We start from the raw sequence: 14,726 nt of genomic DNA on the forward strand, positions 1-14,726 counted from the left end.
TTGACGCCAAGCTAAATAATGATAAGCTCGCACGTGACACTTACACGCACTCATGTCACGGATCCTAGAGTATTCTGTTTTTTTCATAGATTATGTCACTTGCTAATAAGCCGTATTAATTTATTGAGCTATTTGAATTTCTAGAGGTCAACGCTTTGAATAGACATTTTGAGCGGTTAGTTTTTAGTAATAATGCTTAAAGTACGTCGACTTAAATAAGGTAAAATCTGAATGATAACAATAATCGAAAAACGTCTTGATAAGACTGCTGGACATTGGCTGTCGCAAATTAAGGCCGTAGAAAGTCTTGCGAAAGATGAAGATTTGATCATTCTGACGGCATGCAATTCGAATGTACTTTTGCCACCCGCCTATAATGTCAAACGTGTATTATCGACCCGGCGAGAGCAAAAGAAAAAAAAAGTAAAAGCACTCCAACATGATGTTTCTGTTCTCAAAAATATATTTAGCCAAGCAAATGATAGCAAAAATTTGCGCATCCTAGTACCAACTGCTGAAAAACATGAGCTCCTAGTCTGCATGAATCTGCTTGCTGGAAATAGTACTAAGATAGTTTTCACTCTAAGAGTTCTAACTTATCAGTGCGTTAACAAACTCACTAAATCTGAGCGAGCAAGCCTACAAAGCTATGTCGAGGCCGGATTAATCAGCATTGTCACCGAAACGGAAGCTTTATCCGAGCTATTAAGAAGTAAATACCGAATCAATGCGCAAAATAAATTTTTATTGCCCTGCTCTGTTGATCCGAAGGATAACACACCTCACCATGAGGCAAGCATTGGCTCACATTTTAAGATTGGCTATCTTGGAGGTGGGCGAAAAGAACAAGGCTTAGACAAATTACCACAAATTTTTGCAGATTTAAAAAACTTGCTCAACAATTTCGATAAAAAGCTGTCATTTGAGTTAGTGATGCAAACGCCAAAGCACAAAACAAGATTACGAAAGGTAATTCATGATTATAAAATGCGTCGTAGTCTACAAAATACTGTAAAGCCCCGAAAAAAAATAAACCTCACTCTCCTGCCCGAAGAATTATCGACTGAGAAATTTGTCGCTACCATTCATTCGGTAGATTTTTTGCTAATTCCCTACGACTTAAAAGCATATCAGGCCCGCGGATCGGGTATCATCATCGATGGTGTATTGGCCGAAAAACCCATTGTTTATACAAATGGGATCGGGATGGAGGAGTTTCTAAACTTCGGCAATGCAGAGGCGGCTACAGATAGTGCTGATTTTGCATTAAAAATCATGGCTATGGTACAAAACTTTGAAGCATATCGCGCCAAAACGCTCCTTGCCCGAGAAGCTATATTAGCACAGATACAAAAGTCGGCAGATACTCTTGCAGAAGGGCGATCACCAAATTACCGTAATGTGTAAACTTAGTTTGAAATTTCCTGATCTGAAAAAACTTAAAAGCATTATCAGCTTCCTCACCTTGTAACGATAAATCCCATTTCCTTCAAAATTACAGATTACGACTCTATTTATAAAAAACCTAAATCTCGTTCAAAAAAGTTCAACTCACAGGTAGATGGACCTCTTAAAGGCAATTTTTAGATTCACTCTTCATCATAGGGACAAGCAATCGTCAGGAAGGCTTCGCTAACCCGCATAATATCTTCATCTGTAAGATTGTGATGATTGCGCTTAAACCGCTACCTAACTCAAAGTTAATATCCCTATCAAACCAAATGCGAAGGCTGATGTCATAGTGCAGAATTTCTTGCAGTATCTCTAGCGTATCTTCGTAAAGGCTTTCAGTCTTGTTGTAGAAAATCTTAGCAATATTGTGCTTAACTTTACGGCTGTAGCCTTCTGCGCGATTATAGTTAAACTTAGCTTCTCGCAGCTTTTCTTTGTATCGCTTTAAGTCGCTTGGCTTGTCTTTAAGATCTTCACGTAGTTCAAGCTGTTCTTGCCATTCCGTTTCAATCTGTCCTTACTTATCATCGCTGAGCCAAGTTTGGAGCTGACGGTTTTGCACGTTTTATCCAAGCTTTAGCTTATCAGCTATTGTCTCTAACTTGTTAAGCTGTTTCGTTTCTTCAAAGGTTAGCTTGCGACGCAGATTAGCTTGCTAAATTCTTTCTTGCAGCAACTTATGGAAGTTGCTGCAATGTTGTTCATGATTTTTGTACCACTCACTCATTTGGATTTCATGAGTAGCTCCTTACGCCTTTCCTTTGAAACGAATAGTGTGATGAATACTTTTAGCGAATGGCGCAATCGTTTAAATCTTGCAATATTTTTCAATTTCTTTGAATGATTGTTCCATCCACCGTTAATAAGACTTGGCACGATGTAAAGCATTAAGCCTTTGTCACGCATAACTGTATGCAGATGTACGTGCTCACAAAATTCTTCTTTACTGTCATCTAATCCAACATATGCGCCCGATAATATTGCACTTTTTTTGTATATTCCCAAACCACCAAAAGCGGAATCAACCTCGATAGGATTTTTTTCTTGATTTATGTTTATCATACGTGAGTATACTGCCGCCTGTTTAGCTGCAGATTTACTAACACCATTATTAAATAAAAAACTGTAAGTTTGATAACAATCATTTGGACACCACGTTTTATGACGTAAAGCCCAGATATCATAGTAGGCTTTAGACTGATTCGCGAAACAAGCATCCCAATCTTCAGTCAAATTCCAGCACGATTCAACTGCGGATGAAGTTAGTTCTGAATTTACTCCATCGAAATCAGCGACAACAACATAATCAATATCCTTATATTTCTTTCTTGTTCTAAGCTCTTCTAAGTAATGGTTCCTACATATAGATATTCGCTCAGTTCGTTTCGGATATTGATTTCGAAGGTTTCCGAGTGTTATAAATTCAAAGTTTTCATTTCCACTCAAATTTTCGAGCTTCGTTAAAGTTCCATCATCACTATCAGACTCAATTATCAGAAAACTTACTGCTTCTGCTTCTGAAAACGCAGAACTAATTGTAAGAACTTCGCGCTCTACAGCATTTTCACAATTCCGAACCAAACCGACTATCAACACTTTCGATGATGTAAGAGGCTTTCTCATTTTTCACCTCGCTCCTTAGCAAGTGCGCCCTTAATCGTGCTAGCAGTAAAGCCAAAATCTTCGCATAGACGCTTCACTTCTTTCAGCGTGTTGGCACGTTCGTTCTTCTTCGCTTCAACCATTTGTTGCTGAATCGCTTCCATTAAGCTTTCAACTCGATATAAGATTTTACCTTATACCTTCGTTGGTTGCGTGTCAGTCTTATATTATAGAATTGTTAAGAGCTTGTTTTCCTCGATGACAACCTTGTCCGCAAAAATGTTGATTTTCGAAATCACACCAAAACAAATATTTAATTAAATTTCAAAGTGGATTTTATGTTCCATTAACTAATATTTCATACTCCGAACAGTTTTTGTTGTTAGGCATATCCATATTATGAGGTAATTTACACTCTGTTGAATTATTAGAGTATTTGGAAAATGTTAATTCCAAAACTAGAGGCAAATCATCATCTGCCGATATCGGAGCATAATTATTGGCATGAACATGAACTAAATTTAAACTAAATTTATTAAAAAACTCTTCGAGTTTATCTAAATGTATATCAACATCATGCAACTCAATAACCATTCCAGTTATTCTTTCTTCGTTAGCAATAATGTCTTGCAAGAAACGATATTCAGAACCTTCTACATCAATTTTTAAAAAAATATTCTTACTGTTAATTTCATTTAACACGTCTGCAAAAGTGCAATGGATGTTATCGATTGAATTTAAGCCAACAAATTTTTGGATGTGCTGGACATTAGGTTTATAAAAGAACTTTCGATATGACAGCCATGTTACTAATCGTTTGAAAATTAACTTTGGATTGTAAATATACCTTAGTGACTTAAAGAAATTCCTTCTAAAAAACCTATCGCTCACACTCGCATCATATGCAAAGACTGATACGATTTTTCTACTTAGGAAATCTTCTTCAAAACTCCAATCATCAGATATACCTAATCCTATAAGTACATCTGTTTTTTCAATATCTGACTTCGAAACGAGATAGCCACCATCATAATCTCTTCCGATTCTGACTAAATCCGTTGCTTGCTTTATCGAAAAGAAATTTGGGAGGCGTACTTTCATTTTTTATCCGTTATTTAAAATAGTTGCTGTAGTTCCTAACTTTTGAGCAGCCTCATCTGACTGGGCCAGGTTAATTGTTAGTGCATGTTTGGCCTTTGATCCATTGCTAAAATGGCTTCAGGAGCTGGTGGGTGATAGACCAATGCACTGTGTGGTCTCTCTGTGTTGTGGTCTTTCCTACATTCTTCGATGATGATCTGTGCTTCCCGAAGGCTGTAGAAGATCTCTCCATTGAGCAGTTCATCTCTGAACCTGCCATTAAAGCTCTCAAGGTACCCATTCTCCCAAGGGCTACCTGGTTCGATATAAGCCATCTTTGCTCCAACAGCCGCAATCCAATCTCTTACGGCTTTAGCGATGAACTCAGGGCCGTTGTCCGACCGTATAAATGCTGGAGAGCCACGCATTGTGAATAGATCGGCTAGAGCATCTATGACGTTCGTTGAGTTCAGCTTCCGATCGACTTTGATAGCTAAACAGTCCCGGCTGAACTCATCAATGATATTTAGTGTTCGAAAGACTTTGCCATCATCGGTCCGGCAATGAACAGTAGAAAAGACTGGGCTTATGCTCAATTTCAGCGATCGCATTAAGAAGATTGATCGTACCACCAACGTTCACCAAATATGCATGCGAGGGATCTTTTTTTACTTTGTCCAAAGCTACTTTCGCAGCTAAGTGAATAACCGTATCCAGTTTACCCGCTTCATTGATGAAAGCCTTAGTATTGGCGCTATCTGTCAAATCGCCATAGAAGCAAACAATCTCGATAGCTTCCCCCCTTGACTGAAGTGCATTAACTACATGACTTCCGACAATTCCACCACTTCCTGTTACCAACACTCGTTGTACCATCTATTCCTATAACCCTCGAGCCGTTGACGTCATCTAATTAAAAGAAGTCAGCAAAAGTTACCAGAGTAGAATATTCAATTTAAACCTATAATCAGTAAAGTACTTTTTTATTGGCCGATTTGCATTTGATCATACAACATTTACCAAGCCTTTTACCGCCTAAACAATAAAGTTGGCGGAATAAAGACGCAAATAAAGCGAGGAAGTCATCATAATGTGAATAAATTTGAAAGATCGTCTATAAAGCTCAATATCCACTAGATTTCTGCGTCATCAGTGCAACAATATGACAAATCATTGTACGAACCGTAAAGTAATACTACGGCACGGACTAAATGTAATGCGCATCATTAAGCTAAGGTTTTATCCAATATCCGTCATCTTTTTGAATTCACAAAAAACTTTACATTGGCTCATTATACATCCGATGTTTTACTCCGACACTCTCCATTTAAAGAGGTGAAATTTTCATAAGCAATCTCCAATCCAATTTTCAAACTAATAGTATTGGAAAATCCCAACCTTTTTAATAATGCTGTATCCAGCAGTTTTCTTGGCGTTCCATCTGGCTTGGTTCGATCAAACACAAGGGTTCCAGTGAACCCAACAACTTCCTTTATAGTTTCAGCGAGCTCCTTGATCGTTACATCAGTTCCAGTGCCGACATTGATATGAGACAGCATTGAATTAACTTTACCTATAAGCTTTTTACTGTCGAGATTATGAACAAACAAGCTCGCTTTAGCCATATCATCTACAAACAAAAATTCTCTTTTTGGTGTCCCTGACCCCCATACTACCACTTCGTCTTGATTGTTTATTTTGGCCTCATGGAAACGCCTGATGAGTGCAGGAACAACGTGACTATTCTCCGGATGATAGTTATCTCCAGGTCCATATAGATTGGTTGGCATTACAGAGCGGTAATCCCTGCCATACTGACGATTATAGCTTTCGCACATCTTGATCCCCGCAATCTTTGCAATCGCATAAGGTTCATTGGTGGGCTCAAGTACCCCGGTTAGAAGGGCGTCTTCTCGCATTGGCTGCTGCACCTGTCTTGGGTAAATACACGATGAGCCTAGAAAGAGCAATTTCTGCACATCATTTATATGCGCTGCGTGGATAACGTTGTTTTGTATTTGTAGGTTTTGATAAATAAATTCCGCGGGGTAGGTATTATTTGCATGGATGCCCCCGACTTTTGCCGCTGCTAGAATAACTTCGTCAGGCTTTTCTGACTTCATAAACTCATGAACTGCTGACTGATTACACAAATCTAACTCATCGCGCGTGCGCGTGATGAGTTCGACATCCGCCTGCTTTTGTAATTGTCTACAAATGGCACTGCCAACCATTCCCCTGTGACCTGCGACAAAAATCTTTTTCATCACTTAACCTCAGTTCTCGATCGATACAGGAAATTCAAGATCATGCTCTTTTAGAAGTGCAAGGCGCCGCGCCGCCTTATGGTCTTCTGCAACCATTTCTTTACACATGTCTTGCGCTGTTATCTCTGGCTCCCATCCTAATTCAGCTTTTGCCTTAGATGGGTCGCCCAGAAGTGTATCAACTTCTGCAGGCCTGAAGTAGCGCGGATCAATTCTAACAATTTCCTGTCCCACTGAGATCTTCGGTGCAAGATCACCTGAGATTCTAGTTACCACACCAACCTCATCTAAACCTGTCCCTTTGAACTCTATATCAATGCCAAGTGCGTTCGCTGACCACGTAATAAATTCTCTCACTGAGTACTGCTTCCCTGTCGCGATTACGTAGTCACGCGCTTCATCCTGCTGAAGCATCATCCACTGCATGCGCACATAATCTTTTGCGTGTCCCCAGTCGCGCAAGGCATCAATGTTTCCCATATGCAGGCAGCTTTCTAGCCCCAACGCAATGTTGGCCAACCCACGTGTAATTTTGCGCGTAACGAAAGTTTCGCCACGGCGCGGGCTTTCATGATTAAACAATATGCCATTGCAGGCATATAGTCCGTATGCCTCTCGATAGTTCACACAGATCCAATACGAGTAAAGCTTGGCAACCGCATAAGGCGAACGTGGATAAAACGGTGTCGTTTCTTTCTGTGGTGTTTCTTGTACCAAACCATAAAGCTCCGAGGTAGAGGCCTGGTAGAACTTTGTTTTCTGCTCCAAGCCTAAAAACCGAATGGCCTCAAGCATACGCAACGTACCAACGCCATCTACATCAGCAGTATATTCAGGGCTTTCAAAGCTTACAGCTACATGAGACTGAGCACCCAGGTTATAGACCTCATCAGGCTCAATATCGCTAAGGATACGCGTTAAATTTGAGGTATCCGATAAATCGCCGTAGTGAAGCTTAAACCTGCTATTCTCAATATGTGGGTCTTGGTAAATATGATCAACGCGCTGTGTATTAAAAAGAGACGACCGGCGCTTGATGCCATGTACTTCATAGCCTTTCTCTAGCAAAAATTCAGCAAGATAAGAGCCATCTTGGCCAGTAATGCCTGTGATTAATGCGCGCTTCATTTTATGTCTCTTCTAATTACGAGCGTATACATCTTCGTATCGAATAATGTCGTCCTCGCCAAGGTAAGTTCCAATCTGAACTTCGATTAGAACCATTGGCAGCTTACCAGGGTTTTCCATGCGGTGCTTGGCACCTAACGGTACGTATATTGATTGGCCCTCGCTCACAAGTTTAACCTCGTCGTCAATTGTGACTTTTGCCGTCCCCTCAACGACAATCCAATGCTCTGACCGATGCTTATGGCTCTGCAAACTCAGCGACGCTCCAGGCTTCACACGGATACGCTTCACCTGAAAGCGTTCTCCCAACGCTAGGCTCTCAAACCAACCCCATGGGCGATAATCCTTAGGGAATATCTCTGCTTGAGCAATGCCTTTTGACTTGAGCAACTCAACCGCTTTTTTGACATCCTGCGCTCGCTCTTTCGGAGCGACAAGGACCGCATCAGGCATAGCAATTGCCATGATGTCATTCAAACCTATACCTACAACTTGCTGGCCGCTGCTCTCAGAGCGCAGTAAGCTATTTGAACATTCAATCGCATGTGCAGTTTCTGAAGTCACATTGCCTGACCCGTCAAGCCTACTCTCTGACCAGACTGCATCCCATCCACCAAGATCGGACCATTTTGATGCAAAAGGAACCGCAACGAGGTTCTGTGCCTTCTCCATAATGGCGTAATCAATACTGATATCCTCGATCTCGGACCAAGGCTCTGCTGCCAAGCGTAAAAAGCCTAGATCTGTAGAGGCTTCATTTATGGATTGTGAGACCAAATCTAAAGTTTCCGGTGCGTAAGCACTAAAGGCATCCATCATGTCCTGCGCGTGGAATAGAAATATCCCGGCATTCCAAAGATAGTGGCCAGCTTCCAGCATCTGCTTCGCATCCTGCAGATTGGGTTTTTCAACAAAGTTCTTAATATCAGATGTACCGTTATCATCAAGAGGATCTGTTGATAGTTCTAAATACCCATACCCTGTCTCTGGATGCGTTGGCTTTATGCCAAATGTGACTATCTTTTGATTTTTAACATGGGATAATCCGACCTTAATTGCCTCATGGAAGATAGCTGTGTCGGGGATTACATGGTCAGATGGTGCAACAAGTAAAACGGCGTCCTTGTCCTTTTCATGTGCAAATATGCTTGCGGCTAATATGGCAGCGGCTGTATTTTTTGCTTCCGGCTCAATCAAAATGGGGCCGGGATCAATACCAATTTCCTGCAATTGTTCTCCAATGATAAAGCGGAAGTCAGCGTTTGTCAGAGTAATATGTGAAGCGAACTCAATGATGTCGGATGACATAAGACGTTTAGCAGTAAATTGAAACAACGTCTTCTTACCGATAAGGTTAGAGAACTGCTTAGGATAGGATTTCCGCGACAAGGGCCAAAGGCGCGTTCCAGATCCACCAGCGAGTAAAACGGGATATATTGCCACAAAGACCACCTTTTCCAAATAGGGGACCGTTATCTCTTGTATTCATTCTTGTCTAGTTTTGATCGTTTCGGAGAGCTTACGCAAATAACTAAAATATATCCAACTCAACTTGATTAATTTGAAAATGCTTCAAACTTGACGTTTTCGCTTATCCGAACTCTCAACTTCATGGTATACTTTTTATAACCGAGAGTTGCGCCTGTGAGCAATTCCAATTGACTAGTTCCAATGCTATACTTGAGAAAAAGACGTCTAGATGGCAAAATGCGAATGAACCCGCGAGGCATTGTAACAAATTTAAAACAAATTCAGATTTTGATGGGAGAAGGCGTATCCTTCATAAATAGAAATTCAACGACGTGGTTTGTAATGCACACTCATTACATTTAGCGTTAGCGGTATGGTAGAATTGGCGTTGGTTAATAATCTAATGATCAGGTATTTAACGCACTTTTATGAAAAATAGCTAAAAGGTAAGCTGTCGTGATGATAAATTTCAATCGCCTGCCGCCTCACCTAAGGCAAATTCAAAGAACGTTTTGTGAAGCGGTTCCAGATAAGGGGCGCCTCGCAGCTTGATAAAATCCATTCGGGCTTTCTCTAAGCTGTCAGCTTCTCTTTCACCAAGGGGCCAACTTGGCCAAAATCCATCTGACCGACATATTGGCTTTTCAAAACGCCCATGACGCGCCCCATATCCCGGATAGAACTGGCGTTCATGTCTGCAATCGCTGTCTCAACCGCAAGAGAAATCTCATCCGCGCTCAACTGTTTGGGCAAAAACTCTTCAATCACCTTGATTTCAGCCATTTCACGCTCGGCCAAATCCAACCTGCCAGCTTCTTCATATGTGCGGGCACTTTCCTGGCGTTGGCGGGACATTTTGCCAAGAATCGCCATGACTTCGGTTTCGTCGACGCCGTCATCATTGCCCTCAACGCGCGCAGCGATATCTCGGTCTTTGATCGCCGCGCTGATCAAGCGCACGGTCGAAAGACGCTCGGCATCTTTTTCTTTCATCGCTTGCTTCATAGAAGCCATTATTCGGGCGCGAAGGTCCATAAAACACCTCTATCATCGTGACGGCGGCAAGCAGTAGAGAAAACCACCGCCAAGAGCAAGCACAGATTAAAAATCAGCAAGGAATTGCCGAGGCCGAGCCGCTTGACGCTTAGGGCACAACTCACTAGATTGCCGCAAATTTACTCCTCCAGAAAGTGAAAAAATGGCCCCCTCTCTCAGATCTGAGCCGACCGCCTGCCTTGCATTGGCCGATGGCACCGTATTTTATGGCAATGGCTTTGGTGCCCCGGGGGAAGCTGTGGCCGAATTGTGCTTTAATACGGCGATGACGGGGTATCAGGAAATTATGACTGATCCATCTTATTGCGGCCAAATCATCACCTTTACCTTTCCACATATCGGCAATGTTGGGGTGAATATTTCAGATGATGAAGCGGTGGATCCGGTTGCTGCGGGAATGGTGGTGAAATGGGATCCAACGCATGCTTCAAATTGGCGCGCACAAACAGAATTATCAGACTGGCTGCGCGCCCGCGGCCGCATTGCGATTGGTGGTATCGATACCCGCCGCTTGACGCGCGTGATCCGCCAACAAGGGGCCCCACATGTCGCCATAGCCTATCATCCCGACGGTAAAATAGACCGCGAGGCGTTGATCGCAAAAGCCCGCGGCTTCAACGGGTTGGAAGGCATGGATTTGGCCAAAGAGGTCACGTGCCGCCAAACCTATCATTGGAATGAGCAACGTTGGACCTGGAAAGATGGCCACAAGCCTCAGCAGCACGCGCAACATAAAGTCGTGGCGATTGATTATGGTGCCAAGCGTAATATTTTGCGCTGTTTGGCCTCTGCAGGCTGCGATGTCACAGTGATGCCTGCAACAACGAGTGCGCAAGAAGTTTTGGCGCTAAAACCGGACGGGGTGTTTTTATCGAATGGCCCAGGCGATCCTGCTGCGACCGGCCGCTATGCGGTGCCAATGATACAAGAAATCCTTGAGAGCACCAATTTGCCAATATTTGGTATTTGTCTTGGTCACCAAATGCTGGCCTTAGCGCTTGGCGGAAAAACCATAAAGATGAACCATGGCCATCACGGTGCCAATCATCCTGTGCGCGATCAAGAAAGTGGTAAAGTTGAAATCACCTCGATGAATCATGGGTTTGCTGTCGATGGGCAATCGCTGCCTGAGGGCGTGGTTGAAACGCATATCTCGTTGTTTGATGGATCAAATTGCGGGTTAAAAATGCAGAACCGTCCGGTGTTTTCGGTGCAACATCATCCCGAAGCAAGCCCGGGGCCGCAAGATAGTTTTTATCTGTTTGAACGTTTCGCTGCCTCGATGAAGGCCAAGGTCGACGCGTAAACCTTTAGGTTAATTTTAATTATTTTGGCGTTCTTTGCCGTATGGCACGTGAATTCAGCTTGCAAAGGCCCGCACCCGCGACCTTAACCTTAACCTCTGTTTAGATGCCTGAATTTGGTAAAAAACTGGGGCAGATACTTCTTGAACAAGGCCAAATTTCTGCGCCGAAGCTCAGACTTGCCTTGCAACAACAAACCCTACACCCCTGCCCTTTAGGCGAGCTTTTGGTGTCAGAAAAAACAGTCTCTCATTACAATATAGCGAAAGCCTTGGCGCAGCAGCAGGGCCTAAACCACGCGAAAACCCCCGATAAGCCTTCAGCTTTTCCCAAATCGGAAGCAGGTTTCTGGTTAAAGACAGGGTTGGTTCCTTGGCGGTTTACAAATGGCCATTGGCAGATTGCTTGCACGAATGTTCAGGATTTTTACAAAAATTTTAGAGATTTGCACCAGATCTGCGGTGATTTTAGTCTGGTTCTCGCCAGCCCTACGCAAATTCGAAACCAAACGCTGCAGCTTTTTTCATCGCAATTGCTTGAACAGGCAGAAACGGGTTTGCCCAGCCATCAAAGCTGCCGATCCCTCAACCTGAAACTCCCATATCTTATCGCTCTGTGTTGCGTTGTGACGGGTGTGATGCTGCGCAGCGAGCTCACTGCGATATTGAGCCTATTCCACATATTCTTGGGCGTGGCCTTGGCAAGCTTAAGCCTATCAACCATCTTGAAAATCACAATTTTTATTGGCGCCCTTGGTCAAAAGCCAGCCTCTGCAGCGCCATCCGAGCGGCCCCAAGTTCTGCCCCGTGTCACAGTTTTGATCCCCTTGCTCGAAGAACCAAGGATCCTGCATCACCTTCTCTATCATTTGCAAAGGCTTGACTATCCGCGCACGCATCTTGAGGTTATGCTAATTTTGGAAGACGGTGATGTGGAAACCCAAACCGCATTATTGGCGGCCAAGCTGCCAAGTTGGTGCTGCGTCATAACGGTGCCAAAAGGGCGCGTAAAAACCAAACCACGCGCGCTGAACTTTGCCCTTGGCTTCAGCCGCGGCGATATTATCGGCGTTTTGGATGCCGAAGATGCCCCAGAAAAAGATCAGCTTTTAAAAGTTGCAAACCAGTTCGCTTTGGCCGATCCTCGCCTCGTTTGCCTTCAAGGGCGCTTGGATTTTTACAACGCGCATAGAAATTGGCTGACGCGCTGTTTTGCTTTGGAATATGCGGCATGGTTTCATGTTATGTTGCCCGGTTTGGCACGGCTTGGGTTTGCGCTTCCGCTTGGGGGAACCAGCATGTATATCCGGCGCTCGGCTTTGATCGATCTGAAGGGCTGGGATGCGTTTAACGTTACCGAAGATGCCGATCTCGGCCTGCGTTTGTCACGGGCGGGCTTACGCTGCGCGTTACTTGATAGCAAAACCTTTGAAGAGGCGACCAAAACGCCCTTAACGTGGATCAAACAACGCTCGCGATGGCAAAAGGGCTATTTTATGACCTATTGGTGCCATAATAGATCTCCAAAACAGTTGCTGGCCGATCTGGGTATTTGGCGCTGGTTTGGGGTGCATGCATTATTCTTTCCTGCGATTGTCACCTTCCTTTTTGCGCCACTTTTTTGGATTTTTTGGTGCGTGGCGGCAGGGCTGGTGGCGCGGCAAGATCTGGCACTTTCCCATGGCTATAGCAATGCAATCGGTGTGCTATTCGCACTGGCCTTGCTCGCCGATGGTGCGATCGGAGTGATGGCGGCGGAAAAATCCGGGCATAAAGGTCTTAAACGCTGGCTGCCGCTGCAACTTATATATTTCGCAATGGCAACCCTCTCGGCTTATAAAGCGTTTTATGGCCTAATTGTTAACCGCTTTCATTGGGCGAAAACCACGCATGGTGATCAATTTAGCCAAAGCTGGGCTGGCTTACCCGCCCCCTATGTCGACTCAGATTTTTGCTTCAAGCGGGTGACGAAAGCCGAAGATAAATGATGTTTCAACGCCTGATACGCCGCTTCTTCATCGCGATTGACAATCGCAGCGACAATCGCCTGATGTTCCTTCATCGCCTCTAAGCCACGACCATCCGCGGCGAGCGACGTGGTCGCCATCAGCGCCATTGAGCGGTGAACAAGATCGAGCTGCTGTACCAAATACCGGTTATGCGTTGAAAGATGGATTTGCTTGTGAAACCGCCGATTGGCCCGCGCCAAAGCTGAAGGATCATCGACCAGTTCAAAATCTTGCTCGACCATCTCAACCAGCACCCGCTGTTCTTCATTGGTCGCGGTGCGCGCCGCCAATTTTGCCGCCAGCCCCTCTAATTCAGCGCGCACGACATACAGATCTGCGATTTGATTGTGATCAAGAGACGAGACAAAAAGGCTGCGGCCATCCCGGTTCAGAAGCGATTGCGTTTCCAAACGCTGCAGCGCCTCGCGAATGGGCGTACGCGAAACGCCGAAGCGCTCTGCCAAATCGCTTTCAACCAACCGATCACCCGGTTTAAAAACTCCCATATCAATCGCCTCTAAAATCAGCGTATAGGCGTCTTTTTGATGTAATCGGTTAAGGGCCATATTGCACTCCGGTGATAAGTCCTTAATTTAGCGATTTAGGATTTTGGAAAGCAACCCCAACCAGGCAGCTTTTGCAAGAAGGATTAACCATCATGCCCCAGAAGCTGCGCCATATCCGCCATTGGGTCTTTGATCTGGACAATACGCTCTATCACCCCTCTATCCGGCTGTTTGATCAAATCGAAGTGAAAATGCGCGATTACATCGTGTCAAACCTTCAGCTGACCCCGCAAGCGGCAGATACGCTGCGCGATGCCTACTGGCGGCGCTATGGCACAACTTTGGCCGGTTTGATGCAGGAACATGATATAGACCCCGATCCATTCCTAGAGCAGGTCCATGATATCGATTTTTCAAACCTTCCCAAAAGCGAGGCGCTGGCGAAAGCCATTGAGGCTTTACCGGGGCGCAAAATTATTTACACGAACGGAACCGCGCCTTACGCCCGGCAAGTGGTGAATGCTCTGGGGTTGGCGGGACAATTCGATGCATTTTATGGTGTTGAGCACGCGGCGTATCACCCCAAGCCCGCATCACAAGCCTATGCCATTATTTTCGACGGCGAAGATTTGCGGCCAACGCAAGCCGCTATGTTTGAAGATGATCCTCGCAATTTAGACGTGCCGCATCAGCTGGGGTTGAAAACGATCTTGGTGAATGCCTCTCAAACCGGGGATACACCCCATATTGATTATCAAACGGATAATCTCGTACAGTTTCTGCGGCAGATCGTCTAAGCCCCTCGCTTCCGTTGGACTTGCCCCGATATCAGGTTAAGTGTTGGGAATGTAAG

The 14,726-nt window shown here is 44.4% G+C and carries 13 protein-coding genes and 1 pseudogene; 4 read left to right on the forward strand and 10 right to left on the reverse strand.

The features are described 5' to 3' along the window. The first annotated feature begins 231 nt into the window (after positions 1 to 231). Positions 232 to 1,407 (forward strand): hypothetical protein, encoded by a 1,176-nt coding sequence (locus tag GN241_12275; GenBank protein ID XAT58059.1) that lies wholly within the window; start codon positions 232 to 234, stop codon positions 1,405 to 1,407. A gap of 768 nt (positions 1,408 to 2,175) precedes the next feature. Here GN241_12275 and GN241_12280 read toward each other — a convergent pair. The 9 genes and pseudogenes from GN241_12280 to GN241_12320 form a co-directional block, all read right to left on the reverse strand. After that, positions 2,176 to 3,075: a hypothetical protein gene (locus GN241_12280; protein XAT58060.1), complete on the reverse strand. Its 900-nt coding sequence runs from the start codon at positions 3,073 to 3,075 to the stop codon at positions 2,176 to 2,178. Beyond that, on the reverse strand, positions 3,072 to 3,218 hold the full coding sequence (locus tag GN241_12285) for an H-NS histone family protein (GenBank protein XAT58061.1): 147 nt from the start codon (positions 3,216 to 3,218) through the stop codon (positions 3,072 to 3,074). The genes GN241_12280 and GN241_12285 overlap by 4 nt, the downstream gene beginning before the upstream one ends. A 172-nt stretch (positions 3,219 to 3,390) precedes the next feature. Next, positions 3,391 to 4,155 (reverse strand): hypothetical protein, encoded by a 765-nt coding sequence (locus tag GN241_12290; GenBank protein XAT58062.1) that lies wholly within the window; start codon positions 4,153 to 4,155, stop codon positions 3,391 to 3,393. A 77-nt stretch (positions 4,156 to 4,232) separates the two neighbouring features. Beyond that, positions 4,233 to 4,694, reverse strand: a pseudogene (locus tag GN241_12295) (transposase). Then, positions 4,684 to 5,010 (reverse strand): NAD-dependent epimerase/dehydratase family protein, encoded by a 327-nt coding sequence (locus GN241_12300; GenBank protein XAT58063.1) that lies wholly within the window; start codon positions 5,008 to 5,010, stop codon positions 4,684 to 4,686. The pseudogene GN241_12295 and the gene GN241_12300 overlap by 11 nt, the downstream one beginning before the upstream one ends. Before the next feature lie 416 nt (positions 5,011 to 5,426). Then, positions 5,427 to 6,401: an NAD-dependent epimerase/dehydratase family protein gene (locus tag GN241_12305; protein XAT58064.1), complete on the reverse strand. Its 975-nt coding sequence runs from the start codon at positions 6,399 to 6,401 to the stop codon at positions 5,427 to 5,429. Positions 6,402 to 6,410: 9 nt separating this feature from the next. After that, a complete protein-coding gene (gene gmd / locus GN241_12310; protein ID XAT58065.1) occupies positions 6,411 to 7,529 on the reverse strand; it encodes a GDP-mannose 4,6-dehydratase in 1,119 nt (372 codons plus the stop codon). A 12-nt stretch (positions 7,530 to 7,541) separates the two neighbouring features. Continuing rightward, positions 7,542 to 8,972 (reverse strand): mannose-1-phosphate guanylyltransferase/mannose-6-phosphate isomerase, encoded by a 1,431-nt coding sequence (locus tag GN241_12315; protein ID XAT58066.1) that lies wholly within the window; start codon positions 8,970 to 8,972, stop codon positions 7,542 to 7,544. Positions 8,973 to 9,572: 600 nt separating this feature from the next. Continuing rightward, positions 9,573 to 10,034 carry a GatB/YqeY domain-containing protein gene (locus GN241_12320; protein ID XAT58067.1) on the reverse strand — a complete coding sequence of 154 codons (462 nt, stop codon included), beginning with the start codon at positions 10,032 to 10,034 and terminating at the stop codon, positions 9,573 to 9,575. A gap of 163 nt (positions 10,035 to 10,197) precedes the next feature. Here GN241_12320 and carA point away from each other — a divergent pair, with 163 nt between their 5' ends. Continuing rightward, entirely contained in the window at positions 10,198 to 11,361 is a 1,164-nt protein-coding gene (gene carA, locus GN241_12325; protein XAT58068.1) for a glutamine-hydrolyzing carbamoyl-phosphate synthase small subunit, read from the forward strand. A 104-nt stretch (positions 11,362 to 11,465) separates the two neighbouring features. Continuing rightward, positions 11,466 to 13,346, forward strand: coding sequence for a glycosyltransferase (locus GN241_12330; protein XAT58069.1), 1,881 nt, complete (start codon positions 11,466 to 11,468; stop codon positions 13,344 to 13,346). Here GN241_12330 and GN241_12335 read toward each other — a convergent pair. Continuing rightward, the gene (locus GN241_12335; protein ID XAT58070.1) at positions 13,292 to 13,933 is read right to left on the reverse strand and encodes an FCD domain-containing protein; all 642 of its coding nucleotides are present in this window, start codon (positions 13,931 to 13,933) and stop codon (positions 13,292 to 13,294) included. The genes GN241_12330 and GN241_12335 overlap by 55 nt on opposite strands. A 92-nt stretch (positions 13,934 to 14,025) precedes the next feature. On the opposite strand from GN241_12335, the gene GN241_12340 reads away from it, so the two are divergent. Then, complete coding sequence (locus GN241_12340; protein ID XAT58071.1) at positions 14,026 to 14,670, forward strand: pyrimidine 5'-nucleotidase; 645 nt, start codon at positions 14,026 to 14,028, stop codon at positions 14,668 to 14,670. The last annotated feature ends 56 nt before the right edge of the window (positions 14,671 to 14,726 follow it).

The sequence above is a fragment of the Rhodobacteraceae bacterium IMCC1335 genome (genome assembly GCA_039640495.1).
Classification (GTDB): Bacteria; Pseudomonadota; Alphaproteobacteria; order Rhodobacterales; family Rhodobacteraceae; genus Thalassovivens.

What these genes read in the sequence shown, in the direction of transcription:
- carA (XAT58068.1), top strand. Translation starts at nt 10,198, where the DNA reads ATGGCCCCCTCTCTCAGATCTGAGCCGACCGCCTGCCTTGCATTGGCC.
- GN241_12300 (XAT58063.1), bottom strand. Translation starts at nt 5,010, where the DNA reads ATGGTACAACGAGTGTTGGTAACAGGAAGTGGTGGAATTGTCGGAAGT.
- GN241_12340 (XAT58071.1), top strand. Translation starts at nt 14,026, where the DNA reads ATGCCCCAGAAGCTGCGCCATATCCGCCATTGGGTCTTTGATCTGGAC.
- GN241_12290 (XAT58062.1), bottom strand. Translation starts at nt 4,155, where the DNA reads ATGAAAGTACGCCTCCCAAATTTCTTTTCGATAAAGCAAGCAACGGAT.
- GN241_12330 (XAT58069.1), top strand. Translation starts at nt 11,466, where the DNA reads ATGCCTGAATTTGGTAAAAAACTGGGGCAGATACTTCTTGAACAAGGC.
- GN241_12280 (XAT58060.1), bottom strand. Translation starts at nt 3,075, where the DNA reads ATGAGAAAGCCTCTTACATCATCGAAAGTGTTGATAGTCGGTTTGGTT.
- gmd (XAT58065.1), bottom strand. Translation starts at nt 7,529, where the DNA reads ATGAAGCGCGCATTAATCACAGGCATTACTGGCCAAGATGGCTCTTAT.
- GN241_12285 (XAT58061.1), bottom strand. Translation starts at nt 3,218, where the DNA reads ATGGAAGCGATTCAGCAACAAATGGTTGAAGCGAAGAAGAACGAACGT.
- GN241_12335 (XAT58070.1), bottom strand. Translation starts at nt 13,933, where the DNA reads ATGGCCCTTAACCGATTACATCAAAAAGACGCCTATACGCTGATTTTA.
- GN241_12305 (XAT58064.1), bottom strand. Translation starts at nt 6,401, where the DNA reads ATGAAAAAGATTTTTGTCGCAGGTCACAGGGGAATGGTTGGCAGTGCC.
- GN241_12275 (XAT58059.1), top strand. Translation starts at nt 232, where the DNA reads ATGATAACAATAATCGAAAAACGTCTTGATAAGACTGCTGGACATTGG.
- GN241_12320 (XAT58067.1), bottom strand. Translation starts at nt 10,034, where the DNA reads ATGGACCTTCGCGCCCGAATAATGGCTTCTATGAAGCAAGCGATGAAA.